The organism is Candidatus Nitrosomarinus catalina (assembly GCF_002156965.1).
Lineage (GTDB): Archaea > Thermoproteota > Nitrososphaeria > Nitrososphaerales > Nitrosopumilaceae > Nitrosopumilus > Nitrosopumilus catalinensis.
In genome coordinates this window covers 1,240,384-1,255,400 of sequence record NZ_CP021324.1, presented here as the reverse complement: position 1 = coordinate 1,255,400, position 15,017 = coordinate 1,240,384, and the positions used below count along the sequence as shown (strand labels likewise).

Genomic DNA, 15,017 nt, shown 5'->3' with positions numbered 1-15,017 from the left:
ATTGAAAATTTTATTATTAATTTTACTTTTAATATTTTCTTCAGGGTTAGTAATTACTTCTTATGACGCATATGGTCATGGAGTAGGAAGTGAAATATTTCCACCAGTTGAATTAAATGGTAAACTTGTAAGTGTAGAAGTTTCATCTTCAACAAAAGATGATGTAGAAAATGATGATCAACAAATTTCAATCGCTTTAATTGATTTTGATTCTAAAATCACATTACGTGATGTAACATTTTTAGTAAAATCTGAACGTGGAGAACAATTTCTTTTTGAAAAAGAATTCAAAGCTGATAATGGTTTTCTAGTTTTCAATTTTGTATCTGAAGATACCGATTCAATTATTGTTGAAGAAAAAGACAGTGGTGAAGATTTTTTTGGTTCATTACTAGGTTTAGAAAGTAGATTAATTGACGTAAAAGGTCCAAAACTTAGTGAAGGCGGACTATACAAATTAGATATTAGTATCATTACGGCTGATGGATATTCTCAAAAACTAGAAACCCCTCTTGTTTTCAATGCAGGAATTTCAATTGCACAAACAACTACTCATGATTTTGTTGATCCAGATTTTGGAAATCAAAATATCAAAGTAGTGACATATTATGATGAAATTTCTAATTTTCAATATGACCCAAAATTAAAAAAAATTAGTTATTCGATGCCTTTTGAATGGTCATTAAAAAATATTAACCAAACTTCAGTTGTTCATGAAGAAATTATAATCCCAAAAGAATTTGGTGCACTACTTTTATCTGGATTTTCAATGTCTGTAAATGACATAAAGTTATCAGATGACATTGTTAATGTTGATGATTTTTTTACTGAAGGCCGTGTTGTTCATTTTATAATCTATCAAAAGGAATTGGTAAATATTTTTAAAAACAGTGCAAATCTAAATGGAATGAATTTCGAAATTACACCAGATCGTGATTATACTCATATTAGTTCAGTTACAGACAATGGACAGTTTAGAATTCTTGTTTCTTGGGAACCTGAATACCTTGAATCTAATTCAAATGCTAAAATTATTTTTGATATAACTGATATTTTCTTGAAAAACAAACCTGTTTCCACAAATTATGAATTTTCTATAACACAAAATGATCAATTAATTTTTAAGCAAAATGGAATCAGTACTGATTCCAAGACTGAGCATAATGTTGCAGATTTTTTTATTCCTGAAAATATTTCAGGAATTGTGAACCTTAATTTTAAAAATTTGGATGGTAATGAATTTGCAACAACTAGTATTCCTATTGCAATTCATGAAAATAAAAATATTGATTCTGATTCAATTCCTGATTGGGTTACAAATGACATACAGTTGTGGTCAGAAGGAAAAATTAATGATTCTAAGTTAATTGATACCATTAATTATTTAATTGAAAATGAAATTATTACGATTCATGACAATTCATCTGAAATTTCTGAAGTAGAAAAAATACCTTCTTGGATACAAATTATTGCTGGTTGGTGGATCAATGGCGAAATTAATGATGAAACTTTTTTTGAAATTCTTGAATTTTTGACTCAAAAACAAATAATTCCAATTCAGTCATAATCTATTCGAAGTTTGAACCAGTTGTGTTTAAATTTAGATAATCTAATCATCTGATCACTTTGTTTAAGCCTGAAAACATACTTGAAAGAAAATCTACTTTATTTTCTGTTGTAGTTACTGGAGTAATCGCAATTTTAGCAATTCCAATAATTATTCCACACCTGTTTCATGGATATCATTTAGCCCATATCTTTTTGCATATTGGAGGAATTACACTTGCTGTGTTTATTTCCACACTTGCAATATCTGCATATTTTAGATTAAGAACAAAACGTCTCCTACTAAGTGCAGTTGCATTTACTACTTTTATTGGTGCAGAATCTGCTTTACTTGTTGATAGTAGCTATCCAAATGTTTTTGATTTTGGAATATTGCCGCTAGATGAAGTAGGGCACTTGTTGACTTTTATTACATTAGGATTATTGGCTTTAGGAGTCTTTAGAAATGATTGATAGATCTCAAAAATTACAGGAACTAATTGATGATAATCCTGGAATCCAATTCCGTGAAATTATGCGTTCATCTGGATTAAAAAATGGAGTTTTGTCTCATTATCTAAAAAAACTAGAAGACGGTGGCCTCGTTAAAGTAATGCGTGGTCCAAGACAAGTCAGGTTTTACTCTCCAAATATTAGTGAAGAAGAATCAATTGTCATCAAAGCACTCAGAAAAGAAACTCCACGCGCTTTGTTACTTGCTTTAATTAAAGAAGATGGATTAGAATTTACAGAATTAGTAAAGGAGGTTAAAAAATCCCCTTCAACCGTTTCACTTTATCTTTCACAAATTGTTGCTGACGAATTAGTTGAAACTAAAATGGTAGATTTGAAAAAAAGATATCATATTAAAGTAAGAGAGCTTGTAGACAAGTTAGTTGAAGAGCACAGACCAGGTTCACTTGAAAAATCTACATCTGGATTTGAAGACATTATCAACTCTTTCTAGAGTGTTTCAGCCACAAACTCTTCTACTGTTGGGTTTATTCACTATTCTTCTATTCATCCCTAATCCAACATTTGCTGAAGTTTTTGTTCCATTACATGAATATCTTGGTTATTTTGATTCAAATGGAATCTATACAGTAGTAGGAAATGTAAAGAACGAAAATAATTTTGCAGTAATTCCAACCATTACTGTATCAGTAATTGATGGGGCAGAAACAATCTCAAAAACAATAAAACATGTTCCGTTAGCTGTTGGTTCCGAAATCCCATTCAAAATTAAATTTCCTGAAATTAAATCAAATATTCCAGTACTTGTAAATCCTGAATTAACATTTGAAAAAACAATCAAAGATGAAATCCCAATCCAAGTTCTATACGATAAAACACTCATCAAACATGATGATGGACATATCACTGGAAAAATTCAAAATACAGGTAATCAAACAATACACTATCCAAAATTATTTGCTGTAGTTCATGGATATGACAGGGTTTTAGATATTACTCAAAATATTGAATTTATTGAAAAAATTGAACCAGGAGAAATTTTAGATTTTACAATGTATCCAGATCCTTCTATAACTGAAGATGTTTTTTACTATAGTTGCTTCGGACCAGTTGATATGAGTGTGGTTCCAATATCAGTAAAAAAGAATGAAGGAAAATTTGATTTAAGATATGATTCACCTGGTACATTTTTTTATGATGCAAAATATGATGAAAGAGGAACTGACCTAACAATCCGTAGTACTAACAGCTATCCCTTTCCAACATATGCTAATTTTGAATTTCCACCAATATCTGGCAATGAAAAATTCTCTGTAACTCTCAATGATGAACCAATTGATTTTATACAAAGTATGGATCAAATGGGATATTGGCACGTAGCATTTGATGTGCAGCCTCAATCACAAGGAATTTTGAAAATTTCAGGATTCGATGAGGGATTACCTCCTGACATGCCTTTAGTCCCAATGTGGGTAAAACAAAATGGAGGTTGGTGGTCTACTAATCAAATCATAGATTCAGAATTTCTTGAAGGAATAAAATTTCTAGTTGATACCCAAATAATTGAAGTTTCAACATTAGAAAAATCTTCACAAAGTGATTGGAAAATTCCTTCATGGACCAAAACTATTGCTGGTTGGTGGAGTGAAGAACAAATTTCTGATGATGAATTCCTAATTATAATCAAAAATCTCATTGAAAGACAAATTATTGTTGTATGATGATTTTATTATTTGAATAATGTTATTATACAATTTTTAATCAAATAGATTATCTATGCTGCTACCAATACGAGATGAAAATCCACATCCTCCTGGATTCAAACCTAAAGTAACTATTGGATTAATTATTGTAAATGTAATTGTATTTTTCTTAGAAGTCCTTTACACTGGACAATTTTTTGATTTTACAAATCAAAATGCATTTGTAATGTTTTACAATTGGGGTGCAGTTCCAGGTTGTATAACAGGTGCATTTAGTGGAGTGGATATGGGTGGAACAATTCAAAGCTGTCCAGCTTTTCCTGAACTAACATTGTTGACATCTACATTCATGCATGGTGGTTTACTTCACCTTGGTGGTAATTTATTATTCCTGTGGATCTTTGGTGATAACATCGAATTAAAATTTGGAAAAATAAAATTTCTTGGAATTTATTTGATATGGGGAGTTGTTGCTGGACTAGTTCATATTTTCGGTGATGTTTCTAGTGCAACACCAGCAGTTGGTGCATCTGGTGCAATTTCTGGAATTTTAGGAGCATACTTGATAATTTTCCCTAAAACTAGAATTCAGACATTTTTGATGCTAGGATTTTTCTGGAGAATGATGCATATCCAGGCACGCTGGTTTTTGCCATTTTGGCTGATATTCCAAAATTTACTTCCATTCTTTATTGGAGGATTTGGTGTAGCTGGTGGTGGAGTGGCTTATCTTGCTCACATTGGCGGTTTTGTAATCGGACTTGCTACAGGGTATTTGTATAAAAAAACACATAGTTCAGACTTTACGTATGGAACAAGATATGGTTATGGATCTGATTTTAGATAACTATTGAAAGAATAAATTCTTCAATGAATTAAAAATTTTCATGCCGTTGATAACAGTATCAATGTATCCTGGAAGAACCCAGGAACAAAAGGATGAATATGCAAAAGCAATCACAAAATCTGCTGTAGAGATTCTAAAAACAAAAGAAAGTCATGTTATTGTTGTTTTTGAGGATAATCCTAAAGAAAATTGGTTTCTAGCTGGAAACCAACTTTAATTTTCTTTTTTTCTAGCTCATCCTAAACATGTACCATAACTCATCTTAGAAATGTACCAGATCCTATATTAAAAAAAAATCAAGATCAAAAATTACAATGGGATTCATTAAAGCTAAATATTTTGCGTTTTTCTTTATGCTAGTTTTATTGACTTCTGGTATTCCATTTAACGCAAATAATGATGGAGAGATTTTACCAACTGCAGATGCTGCAGTTAAAGCACCAAACAATGGGAATAAAATTTTCTTTTGTGAAAATAACCCAATTAAAAAGACTGAATATAACAAACCACACATGAAACCTCAAGATTATATGTCAAAATGTAAAGAAAGAACAGATGGATATTCATGGGGAAGTCGAATCTATGTGTTACTTTGGGCACCTGGATTTAATACTGATCCCCATAAACTTGATGAATTAGGAACTGATTCTACTGGTAGTCAAGGTCTAATCACAGTTAATTCTAGAGATGGAACAGCACGTTCAGATTCATCAAGTAAATGTAATCCATTTATTGAAACAGGAAAAGATCATGGACTCTTTTATGGTTCAATCAAACTTCGTGGATTTTCTACAACCGTTAATGATGATGGTGTAAGGATGTATGGTGGTGATAGATGTGAGGGTAATGCTTGGAAAGCACAAGGTACACTTGATGACGGTGTTCTAGGAGTTGAATCAGGACAAGACGGTGGAATTACAATGAATTTTGAATATGCTGAAAATAAAGTGATGTCTAAATCTGCAACACATACTTGGAGAATTGCAGACTTTAATTTTGATAAAGAAGAATATACAATGGATGATACCGCAACAGTCACTATCAGAGACTTAGATGGTTTACGTTATCCATTTGATAAGAGAACTGGATATCAAATGCATATTTGGTCTGACACAGATCAAGGTGGAGTAGAAGTTAATGCCTATTGGAAACCAAACTTTAGAGGAACACCTCAAATGCATGGTGATTATCCTGTAAAAATTACATTCATAGATCCTGATAGACGTGAATCAACTGTTAGAGAATTATATTATAAGAGTGGAGGTTCTCAAGTCGAACTCAAAGTTTCTCCTGGAGATAATATTTATGCAGAATACTATGACCGTACACTACCACAACCATATTCGACTGAAGATAAACTAAAACTAAATGCAATTGCAACAATTACTGAAGGTTCACAAACTGGAGTAATAGTAGTTAATCCACCAGTCATCGAAAAAGATGATCTTCTTGCAAAACAATTTGCATTTACAAAGTATACTAGTGGTGGAGAATACCTCGTATCTGTTTGGTGGGATAATTGGGAATGGTGGACTAATCAACCAACTGCAAATTCTGACAATGCAATAAACATTTCAATTGTAGATGGAATGACTGAAAAACCAATTGGTGATGTTTCTTACAATCTAAATGTCTCAACTGATGGTACATCTGTTGTTGAAAAACAACATGACTATACTAGAACAGATGTAATAGATTTCTCTATTGAAAATAATGGTTTGATTGAAGTATTACTTTCAGATTTAGGTGAGACAACTGAACCATTAAAATTCAAATTTATGGTAGATAGTGAATTACAACCTAATGCACCTTTCACACAAATATCTGAATAAAATAATTTATTTTTAAATTAATTTCTACAAAATTTAATTTTCTTCTCTACCTTAATTTTCTTAATTGTATCAAGTGATTCCAAAATTTGCAATCTTTTTGATGCCATACTCTTTGAAATATTGCAAGATTCTGCAATTTCATCAAGTGACTTTTCATTTTTACACATTTCAAAAATTACATTTAAATTATAATTTGATTTAATGCAAGATTCAATTTTTAATTCATCACTTATTCCTATTGGAAAATAATGAGTTTTGAATAACTTTTCAGAAAAAATTTTATTTTCTTTACCTAAAACCAATAAATGATATTTTACTGTGGATTGTGGAATTTCTAGTCTGTGTGTAATCTGTGCTTGTGTTTGTCCTGGATTTTTTTTAATATGTTCTAAAACTTTTTCATAATTTTCCAATAAAGTAATTTTTACTCATTAATAAAATGTAAATTGGTACATCTCATGAATGCACCAGATTATTTAATATACAATTTGGATTTTTTATTTTATGAATAAAGTAATGGCTATTGCAGCTGTAGCAATTGTTGCAGCTATAGGAATTTCAGCATTCGCCTTAATGTCATCAGAATCTGGTGAAGTTACAATTAATGTTCAACAGCCTGAGGCTGAAAAACCAGCAATTGTTGAAGAGGAAATTTCAATTTTAGATACTAATAGTTCATTTTCAGCACCTACTACTATTGCTCAAAGTATGATGGCAGCACAGCCAGCACCAAATGTAACAATTGGTGATGATGGTAAAATCTATGTACTTTACCAAGATACAGTTGACGAAAAAACTAACATTTTCTTAAAAACCTCTACTGATAACGGACAAACATTTTCAGAATCAGTTAGAGTTAATTTGATTGACGGCAATGTTGCTTTAGATGGACGTGTAGCACCAACAATTCAACTTGGTGATAACGGTGAAGTCTATGTTGCATGGGCCAATTCACGATATGAACCAAATATGTTCATGGGCAATTACAGACAATTAATTTTCACATCATCCCTTGATGATGGAAAAACATTTGAACCATCTATCACAATTGGAGCAGATGAATTGCATTCAGGAAAATACTTCCAACATATGTCTATTGATGGACATGGTGGTATTCACATGGCATGGTTAGACGGTCCAACTAAAATGAATTCAACTGGTTACATGGAAAAAGACAAGTCTCGTGATAGAGGAGTTAGATACACACAATCATTAGATGGTGGAATTACTTTTGATACAACTAAATTAATTGATGCAAACGCTTGTCCTTGTTGTAACGTACAAACTGCAGCAGATGGTGAAGGCAGTGTTTATGTCTCTTGGCGTAAAGTCTTCGGATCTGGTGATACTCAAGTTAGAGACATGGTAGTTGCAGCATCAACTGATGGTGGTAAAACATTTGGAGCCCCGGTTAAAATTTATGATGACGGATTCCAGTTTAAGGGATGCGTTCACGTTGGAGCACCAATGGCAATTGATTCAGTAGGAACTTTGCATGTTGCATGGTACACTGGTGCAACTGAACGTCAAGGAATGTATTATGCATCTTCAACTGATAACGGACAAAGTTTCAGCGAACCAATGCCAATCTTAACTGGTGATTGGGTTCCTCCACAAAGAATCTTCATTACAGTTGACAATGATGATACTGTTTGGTTAACATGGGAAGATGCAACTGGACTCTCTACTAATGATAAATCTTGGAGATATGGTGATACACAAGCATTGATTTTCACTGCACAAGTCATTGACGGTGAACTAATCAGATCAGACAACCCAATTAATGAAAATGATGCTAAATCACTTACTAACATAGACTCTGATAGTGGATTGGTATCAATTGTTTGGACTGAAACCGATAACTCTGTTAAAATTACAACAGCTGAAAATTAGTTTTGAACTAATATGAAAACATCGAAAAAAATTCCTAGTATACTAATTTTATTTTCAGGTATTTTCTTAGTTGCATTTTCATTTTCTGACGCTCAATTAATGCCAGTTGATGCACAAGAATTCCGACAAGCTCCAGATTACAAAGCTATTGCATTGGATGGAACTCCTGTTTCTATTACTGATTATCAAGGTAAAACAATCCTTGTTAATTTGTGGGCCACATGGTGTGAACCATGTAGAGAAGAAATGCCTGCATTGGGAGAATTACATGGTATGTTTCCTCGTTCAGACTTTGAAATAATTGGTGTAAGTATTGATGATCCTGGTTTTGAGCAAGTAATAGTTCAGACAATGGCTGAAGATAATCTAACTTATCCCGTATGGTTAGATCCTGAAAATAGATTTCAATTTGCATTTAGAACAATTGGAGTTCCTGAATCATTTTTAATTGATGCAGATGGACAAATAATTTATCAATGGAAAGGAGCCTTTGATCCTGTTTCTGAGGACACAATCAATTTAGTGGAATCAACAATTCAAGGAACAAGTTATCAATCTTCTGAACCAACAATTCTAAGTGATGGACTCATTGCAGGATTTGTAATTGCATTTAGTGCAGGAGTTTTGAGTTTTCTTTCTCCTTGTGTTTTACCCTTGATTCCAGTTTATGCATCATTGATTACTGGAATGAGTGCAAAAGAATTATCTCAAGAGACTTCTCAAGTTACTAGAAGTAAATTAAGATTAACTGCAACTGTTAAAGGAATAATGTTTGTTATTGGTTTTTCAATAATTTTCATGTTATTAGGAACAACTGTATCTTTTATGGGAAATCTATTTTTTGATTCAATTCAATGGATTGAAAGAATTGGCGGTGTAGTTCTAATTGTATTGGGATTGCATATGATTGGACTTTTTAAAATCCCAAAATTAGAAAAACAAATCAGATTTGACATGGGTAAAAGAAATTCTGGAAAATTTGGTCCTTTAGTTGTAGGAATGGCCTTTGGTGCAGGCTGGACGCCTTGTATAGGACCAATTTTAGCAGGTATTTTGACTATTGCAGCATCTAGCTCATCAGTAATTACTGGAGCCAGCTTACTTGGAGTTTATTCATTAGGATTAGCAATTCCCTTTTTAATTTCTGCAATTGCAATTGATAGATTCCTAGTATTTTTCACAAAAATAAAATCAAAAATGTTATTGATTGAAAAGATTTCAGGTGGATTGTTTGTAATATTTGGTATTGTATTACTTACTGGATCATTAGTCTATCTAAATAATTTCTTTAAAATGTAATTGATGGTCTACTTCTTTATCTTTTTATTCTTATCAACATATTCAATTTTATGAAAGTTGCAGTAGTACAATTCAAAGCATCAACTAACAAAGAAGAAAATCTAAAAAAAATAATTTCATACATTTCAAAAGCATCTTCTAAAAATGCAACATTATGTGCATTTCCTGAATTTATGATGTTTTATACAAAATCATCTCAAACTGCTAAGGAACTTGCAAATTTATCTGAAACAATTAAAGGTAATTTTGTATCTAGTATTTCAAAAGCAGCAAAAGAAAATCATATTCAAGTAGTTGGTTCATTTTATGAAAAATCTAAAAAAAACAATCGTGTTTATGATACTTCGTTTATAATTAATAATTTAGGTAAAGTAATTTCTGTATATCGTAAAATTCACCTTTATGATGCATTAGGCTTTAAAGAATCTAAAAAAATGATTGCAGGCTCAAAAATATCAAAACCTGTCTCTACATCTATTGGAAAAACTGGTATGATGATCTGTTATGATTTAAGATTTCCAGAAATGTCAAGAATTCTTACTCTTGCAGGCTCTGAAGTTTTAATTGCACCATCTGCATGGGTTAAAGGTCCTATGAAAGAGGAACACTGGATTACAATTAACAAAACTCGTGCAATTGAAAATGGATGTTATGTTGTATCACCTGATCAGGTTGGAAATATTTATTGCGGTAGAAGTTTAGTTGTTGATCCGTATGGTAAAATTTTACTTGATATGAAAAAGAAACAGGGAATTGGTTATGTTAACATTGACTTAAAGAAAGTAAAACAAATTCGTAAATCTTTACCACTACTAAAAAATAGAAGAGCAGATACTTACACTACTTTGAAGATTTAGTAACTCTACTTTCACAATTAAAATTTGAACATTGATGAGTCCATTTTTGATTTCTTGAATAACGAAAAATAATCATTGGCCACTTGCAAACCTCACATGGTTTTTTTGTTGCTCTCATTCTTGCTTTTTGTAATAGCGGTGATGATGCTTTACATCCGTCATAAAAATTTGAACACCCCATGAAGCGTTTTTTTGTAGTTCTTGATCGAATAACCATCAACTCTCCAACTTTACACTGTGGACATTGAACTAATCCCTTTTTAGGAGAATTTGTTCCAAGAAGAAAGTATTTTTTTTCTTTTGATGACCATGATAGAAATCCATTATTGTCTAAGTATTGAGCGATCTCTTTTTTGAAAACCTCTGTTGTTGACTTTGTAATTTTTATTATATGTCTGGCAGTGATCTTCTTAATTTGAACTGTCTTTAGCTTACTTTTTCTTCTTGGCATTTTATGATGTTGAATTTACTAAAACGATTTTTATAGGGACTTTGGTCAGTGTGTTTTGTGGAAAAGGTTTGTGTTCTTGGCGCTGGAAGCACCAAATATGGAAAATTAGCCGATAGTATTGCAGATATTACTACTCAGGCATCAGTTGCAGCCATAGAAAGTGCAGGAATTGACCCAAAAGAGATTGGTGCATCTTACATTTCTAACGTTTTTGGAATTGCAGATAAGCAGGTACACATTGGTCCTGTTTTGATGAGTAGGTTGGGAATTCCAGATAAACCATCATTAACTATTGAATCAGCTTGTGGAAGTGGTTCTGTATCATTTAGAGAAGCCTATGCAAATATTGCAGCAGGATTCTATGATTGTCTAATTGCAACTGGTGTTGAAAAAGTAACTCACACTGGAACTGAATGGACAACAACTTACTTTGCATATTGTTCTGATTTCTTTTATGAAGGTCAAGCAGGTGCATCGTTTCCAGGATTGTTTGCATCAATGGCAAGAGCTTACTTGACAGAGTTTGATGCAACTGAAGAAGACTTTGCAGCAGTTGCAGTAAAGAATCATGATAACGGAGTATTAAATCCAAAAGCACACATGCAGAAAAAAATTACTGTAGATGATGTAATGAACTCTGCAGTAGTTGCTAGTCCCCTAAAACTTTATGATTGCTGTCCCTTTTCTGATGGCGCAAGTTCTGTAATTTTATGTTCTGAAAAATTTGCAAAAGCACACGGTGGTGATTACATTGAAGTAACTGGATCTGGTAGAGGTGGTTCACCTGCTGCATTACAAGGACGAGAACAGATGACAACTATTCCAAGTACAAAGATTGCATCAGAAGCTGCATACAAGATGGCAGGTATTACTGCAAAAGATGTAGACTTTGCAGAAGTACATGATTGTTTTACAATTGCAGAAGTTGTTGACACTGAGGATTTAGGTTTCTTTGATAAAGGACAAGGTATACAAGCTATTCGTGAAGGTAGAACAAAATTAAATTCAGATATCTCAATTAATCCATCAGGTGGTCTTAAATCAAAAGGACATCCAATCGGTGCAACTGGAATTGGACAAGTAGTTGAAGTATATGATCAATTAACTGGTAAAGCTGGTGCAAGAACTGTAAAAGATGCTAAAGTTGGTTTAACTCATAATTTTGGTGCAACTGGTGCAAGTTGTGCAGTACATGTTTTCCAGAGTGTGTAAGATGTCTGTCGAAGAACAAATGATTGAAAATGCAAAAGAAGGCAAAGTTTTAACTCACAAATGTTCAAGTTGCGGTCATCTCCATTTATCCACAGTATATTACTGCCAAAAATGTGGAAGTAAAGGATTTGAAGACACTATTTTAGAGGGTGTAGGCTCAATTGCTACATATACTATTATCACGGTACCGCCTGCAGGATTTGAAAAACATACTCCATATGCTTTTGTAGTACTCCAATTAGATAATGCAGAATTGAGAATTTCTGGATTTATGGGAGGAATTGCAACTCCTGATGATTTACCTGTTGGAACTAGAGCAAAAATCACTGGTTTTGATGAAAGAGGAATCATCATAGAAAAACAGTAAAAATATTTGTTTGAATTATTAAAAAAAATCAGAATAGATTCTTAATTATTTTAAAAATCTCATTATTTTATGTCTGTAGAAATAACGTGTGGAAAATGTGGAGAAAAGATCAAAGATATGAAAATGTTAAAATCATTAAAAGATGTTTTGAATCCTACTAATGGTAAGTGTCCGTCTTGTGGACAAAAGCTTTCTACATCTGAATTTTCACTTGATGTAGAAGAAAAATGATCACACCATGATCTTTTTTATATATTTTTTCTAATATTTTTTATTACATTGCAATATTTTATTTTATTTTATTAGAATCATTCAAGTCATAAGTCTTATTTACTCCTATACTTGATCTTAGTCATGACAATGAACGAAGAAGAATTAGAAATGAATATGGATTTAGATTCTGATGATGACGATCTAGATGCAGATTTAGATTCTGATATCGACGACGACTCTGATTCAAAACGTGGTGGAATTTTACAATCCACATCAAAACGTGTCAGAATGATCTTCTCTGTCATGGCAAGTCCTAATAGAATTGATATTCTTAGAATTTTAAACTCTAAAGGACCATTAACATATTCTGAGCTAAAATCATTAGCTGGTTTCAAATCTAAAAAAGAAAGTGGAAAATTTGCATATCACTTGAGAAAATTACTTAGACAATCACTAGTTGCACTTAACAAATCTGAAAGACGTTATACAATCACTAATCTTGGAAAACTTGTTTTAAGTTTAGCCAGACAAATTGAAGAAAGATCAATTATTGAAAGTGGAAAAATGTATGTCAGAACATCTGGCGAATCCATTGAAGAATTTAATTCTCATAAAATTATTCAATCACTAGTACGTGAAGGCAGCCTTCCACTAGAATTAGCACAAAAGATTACTGAAGAAGTTGAAAATAGAATCTACAAGTATCAAACCACCTATCTTACAGGCGCAGTAATTCGTGATATGGTAAATTCTGTTCTTTTAGAACACGGTCATGAAGAATACAGAAACAAACTTGCACGCCTAGGCATGCCTGTTTATGATGTTCAAGAAATGGTTTCTAATTTAGACAATGTTGATAATGGTGCTGAAGGTCTTTTGTTTAACACTGGTCAAAAAATATTTGCTGAACATTTGTTAACAAACGTTTTACCAAAAGATGTAGCTGACAATCACTTATCTGGAGATATACATATTTCAAATCCTGGAGTTTGGTCTATGATTCCTGACACAATATTTGTAAATGCAAAAGAATTACTTGATGATGGACTTGATCTTGGAGGAAAATATCTTGATGTATCAAGAATCAATGTTTCAAAACAACTAAATGAAATTACAACTTCTTTGTCTGTTTTAATTTCACTTTTATCAAAGGAGGCTTCAAAGGAAGTTGTACTAGATGGATTAGTTGCAGTGTTTGCAAAACATTCTAAATCACTTCCAGAACTAGAAGAACAATTAACTAATACATTTGCAACTGCTTCTACTACTTCTAAATATAATAAAACTAGTACAAACATATCAATTAGATTACAACTAGGCTCTGATACAAAAATAATTCATTCAATCATTAATGCATACAAAAACTATGTTGCAATTACACCAATACCAAAAATTGGTTTGATAATTGATAATGAAAAAGGAAAGATCACTGATGTATCACAATCAATTTCTGAAATATTATTACTTGGTGGTAAAGTAATGATTGCCAAAGGTCAAACTGCAAGTAGCGGAGTAACTAATGGTTCTTCAAAATCTACTAATTCACTTGCAATCAATTTGCAATCTGTTTCCATTAACCTTCCTAGATTGGCATTTGAATCAAACAAAGATGAGACTTACTTTAGAGCAAGATTAGCATTACTAATGAAACCTGCATTGGCTTCAATGGCACTTAGAAAGAAAGAAATCTCAGATTTAACCCGAAGAGGACTCAATCCTATTCTTGCTAAAAATACTCAATATATGCAAAGAAGTTCTGTTTCTTTGGTCATAAATCTAGTTGGTCTTAGGGAGTCTATTTTCAACATTTTAGGCTTTAAAGACAATAAGGATGGTCGTGCTGTGCTTCACAAAGTTATTGAAACTGCAGTTGATGTTGGCGCCAAAAAGGGTAAAGAATTAGGCGACAATGTGACTATTTGTATGACTGAAACAGAGGGTTCATCTCGTTTTGCTACTCTAGATGGTGAAAAATACGGCAAAAATTCTAGTCTTAATTCTATGGAAAGTGACTTTTATTCTCAAGGTACTGTGATTAATGCTTCAGAAATTGATGAATATACTCCAAAGTCTGAAATAATTTCTGAGTCCAATAAAATCTCAAAATTACTCAATGGTGGCTTGCTTGTAACTTTAGATATTGATAAAAACTTGAAAGTCGATGAAGTCAAAAAATCAATTGAAAAAACTGCAGAACTAGTTCCATCATTTAAACTTGTAAGAGCAACTCCTATCTGTGGTGAGTGTGGATTTAAGGATGAACCATTTGAAGACAAGTGTCCAAAATGTAAATCCCCATATGTTGTCTAGTTATTGTATTAAGT

16 protein-coding genes are annotated in these 15,017 nt (G+C 32.3%); 14 read left to right on the top strand and 2 right to left on the bottom strand.

The annotated features are described in order from the left end of the window. Position 1 precedes the first annotated feature (1 nt). The 7 genes from NMSP_RS07630 (at position 2) to NMSP_RS07600 (ending at position 6,401) form a co-directional block, all read left to right on the top strand. Complete coding sequence (locus NMSP_RS07630; RefSeq protein WP_086908181.1) at positions 2-1,567, top strand: peptidase; 1,566 nt, start codon at positions 2-4, stop codon at positions 1,565-1,567. Positions 1,568-1,626: 59 nt separating this feature from the next. Then, entirely contained in the window at positions 1,627-2,019 is a 393-nt protein-coding gene (locus NMSP_RS07625) for a hypothetical protein (RefSeq protein ID WP_086908180.1), read from the top strand. After that, positions 2,012-2,512: a winged helix-turn-helix transcriptional regulator gene (locus NMSP_RS07620; protein WP_086908179.1), complete on the top strand. Its 501-nt coding sequence runs from the start codon at positions 2,012-2,014 to the stop codon at positions 2,510-2,512. The genes NMSP_RS07625 and NMSP_RS07620 overlap by 8 nt, the downstream gene beginning before the upstream one ends. 28 nt (positions 2,513-2,540) lie before the next feature. Continuing rightward, a complete protein-coding gene (locus NMSP_RS07615; protein WP_086908437.1) occupies positions 2,541-3,740 on the top strand; it encodes a peptidase in 1,200 nt (399 codons plus the stop codon). A 55-nt stretch (positions 3,741-3,795) separates the two neighbouring features. Continuing rightward, positions 3,796-4,569 (top strand): rhomboid family intramembrane serine protease, encoded by a 774-nt coding sequence (locus NMSP_RS07610; RefSeq protein WP_225971276.1) that lies wholly within the window; start codon positions 3,796-3,798, stop codon positions 4,567-4,569. Positions 4,570-4,609: 40 nt separating this feature from the next. After that, positions 4,610-4,786 carry a tautomerase family protein gene (locus NMSP_RS07605; protein ID WP_048114848.1) on the top strand — a complete coding sequence of 59 codons (177 nt, stop codon included), beginning with the start codon at positions 4,610-4,612 and terminating at the stop codon, positions 4,784-4,786. Positions 4,787-4,883: 97 nt separating this feature from the next. After that, entirely contained in the window at positions 4,884-6,401 is a 1,518-nt protein-coding gene (locus NMSP_RS07600; RefSeq protein ID WP_086908178.1) for a hypothetical protein, read from the top strand. A gap of 17 nt (positions 6,402-6,418) precedes the next feature. On the opposite strand, the gene NMSP_RS07595 is transcribed toward NMSP_RS07600, so the two are convergent. Continuing rightward, positions 6,419-6,814 (bottom strand): winged helix-turn-helix transcriptional regulator, encoded by a 396-nt coding sequence (locus NMSP_RS07595; protein WP_192866168.1) that lies wholly within the window; start codon positions 6,812-6,814, stop codon positions 6,419-6,421. Positions 6,815-6,905: 91 nt separating this feature from the next. On the opposite strand from NMSP_RS07595, the gene NMSP_RS07590 reads away from it, so the two are divergent. Genes NMSP_RS07590 through NMSP_RS07580 form a run of 3 tightly spaced genes read left to right on the top strand, consistent with a single transcriptional unit; the run spans position 6,906 to position 10,450 of the window. After that, positions 6,906-8,294, top strand: coding sequence for a sialidase family protein (locus NMSP_RS07590; protein ID WP_086908176.1), 1,389 nt, complete (start codon positions 6,906-6,908; stop codon positions 8,292-8,294). 12 nt (positions 8,295-8,306) lie between these two features. Then, complete coding sequence (locus NMSP_RS07585; RefSeq protein ID WP_086908175.1) at positions 8,307-9,593, top strand: redoxin domain-containing protein; 1,287 nt, start codon at positions 8,307-8,309, stop codon at positions 9,591-9,593. A gap of 50 nt (positions 9,594-9,643) precedes the next feature. Further along, positions 9,644-10,450, top strand: a complete 807-nt coding sequence (locus tag NMSP_RS07580) for a carbon-nitrogen hydrolase family protein (protein ID WP_086908174.1) — start codon at positions 9,644-9,646, stop codon at positions 10,448-10,450. Here the strand turns inward: NMSP_RS07580 and NMSP_RS07575 are convergent. Further along, positions 10,434-10,901 carry a topoisomerase DNA-binding C4 zinc finger domain-containing protein gene (locus NMSP_RS07575; RefSeq protein WP_086908173.1) on the bottom strand — a complete coding sequence of 156 codons (468 nt, stop codon included), beginning with the start codon at positions 10,899-10,901 and terminating at the stop codon, positions 10,434-10,436. The two genes, NMSP_RS07580 and NMSP_RS07575, sit on opposite strands and share 17 nt — an antisense overlap. A 48-nt stretch (positions 10,902-10,949) precedes the next feature. Between NMSP_RS07575 and NMSP_RS07570 the strand changes: the two genes are divergently transcribed. The 4 genes from NMSP_RS07570 to nrdD all read left to right on the top strand — a co-directional run bounded on the left by NMSP_RS07570 (position 10,950) and on the right by nrdD (position 15,003). Then, a complete protein-coding gene (locus NMSP_RS07570; RefSeq protein ID WP_086908172.1) occupies positions 10,950-12,113 on the top strand; it encodes a thiolase domain-containing protein in 1,164 nt (387 codons plus the stop codon). 1 nt (position 12,114) lies between these two features. Next, on the top strand, positions 12,115-12,480 hold the full coding sequence (locus NMSP_RS07565; RefSeq protein ID WP_086908171.1) for a Zn-ribbon domain-containing OB-fold protein: 366 nt from the start codon (positions 12,115-12,117) through the stop codon (positions 12,478-12,480). Between the two features lie 69 nt (positions 12,481-12,549). After that, the gene (locus NMSP_RS08555) at positions 12,550-12,711 is read left to right on the top strand and encodes a hypothetical protein (protein WP_192866167.1); all 162 of its coding nucleotides are present in this window, start codon (positions 12,550-12,552) and stop codon (positions 12,709-12,711) included. 123 nt (positions 12,712-12,834) lie between these two features. Next, positions 12,835-15,003, top strand: a complete 2,169-nt coding sequence (gene nrdD, locus NMSP_RS07560) for an anaerobic ribonucleoside-triphosphate reductase (protein ID WP_086908435.1) — start codon at positions 12,835-12,837, stop codon at positions 15,001-15,003. Positions 15,004-15,017 lie beyond the last annotated feature (14 nt).

Excerpts from the sequence above, each read along its gene's own strand:
- NMSP_RS07590 (WP_086908176.1), top strand. The coding sequence starts at position 6,906 with ATGAATAAAGTAATGGCTATTGCAGCTGTAGCAATTGTTGCAGCTATA.
- NMSP_RS07580 (WP_086908174.1), top strand. The coding sequence starts at position 9,644 with ATGAAAGTTGCAGTAGTACAATTCAAAGCATCAACTAACAAAGAAGAA.
- NMSP_RS08555 (WP_192866167.1), top strand. The coding sequence starts at position 12,550 with ATGTCTGTAGAAATAACGTGTGGAAAATGTGGAGAAAAGATCAAAGAT.
- NMSP_RS07605 (WP_048114848.1), top strand. The coding sequence starts at position 4,610 with ATGCCGTTGATAACAGTATCAATGTATCCTGGAAGAACCCAGGAACAA.
- NMSP_RS07610 (WP_225971276.1), top strand. The coding sequence starts at position 3,796 with ATGCTGCTACCAATACGAGATGAAAATCCACATCCTCCTGGATTCAAA.
- NMSP_RS07585 (WP_086908175.1), top strand. The coding sequence starts at position 8,307 with ATGAAAACATCGAAAAAAATTCCTAGTATACTAATTTTATTTTCAGGT.
- NMSP_RS07565 (WP_086908171.1), top strand. The coding sequence starts at position 12,115 with ATGTCTGTCGAAGAACAAATGATTGAAAATGCAAAAGAAGGCAAAGTT.
- nrdD (WP_086908435.1), top strand. The coding sequence starts at position 12,835 with ATGACAATGAACGAAGAAGAATTAGAAATGAATATGGATTTAGATTCT.
- NMSP_RS07620 (WP_086908179.1), top strand. The coding sequence starts at position 2,012 with ATGATTGATAGATCTCAAAAATTACAGGAACTAATTGATGATAATCCT.
- NMSP_RS07575 (WP_086908173.1), bottom strand. The coding sequence starts at position 10,901 with ATGCCAAGAAGAAAAAGTAAGCTAAAGACAGTTCAAATTAAGAAGATC.
- NMSP_RS07600 (WP_086908178.1), top strand. The coding sequence starts at position 4,884 with ATGGGATTCATTAAAGCTAAATATTTTGCGTTTTTCTTTATGCTAGTT.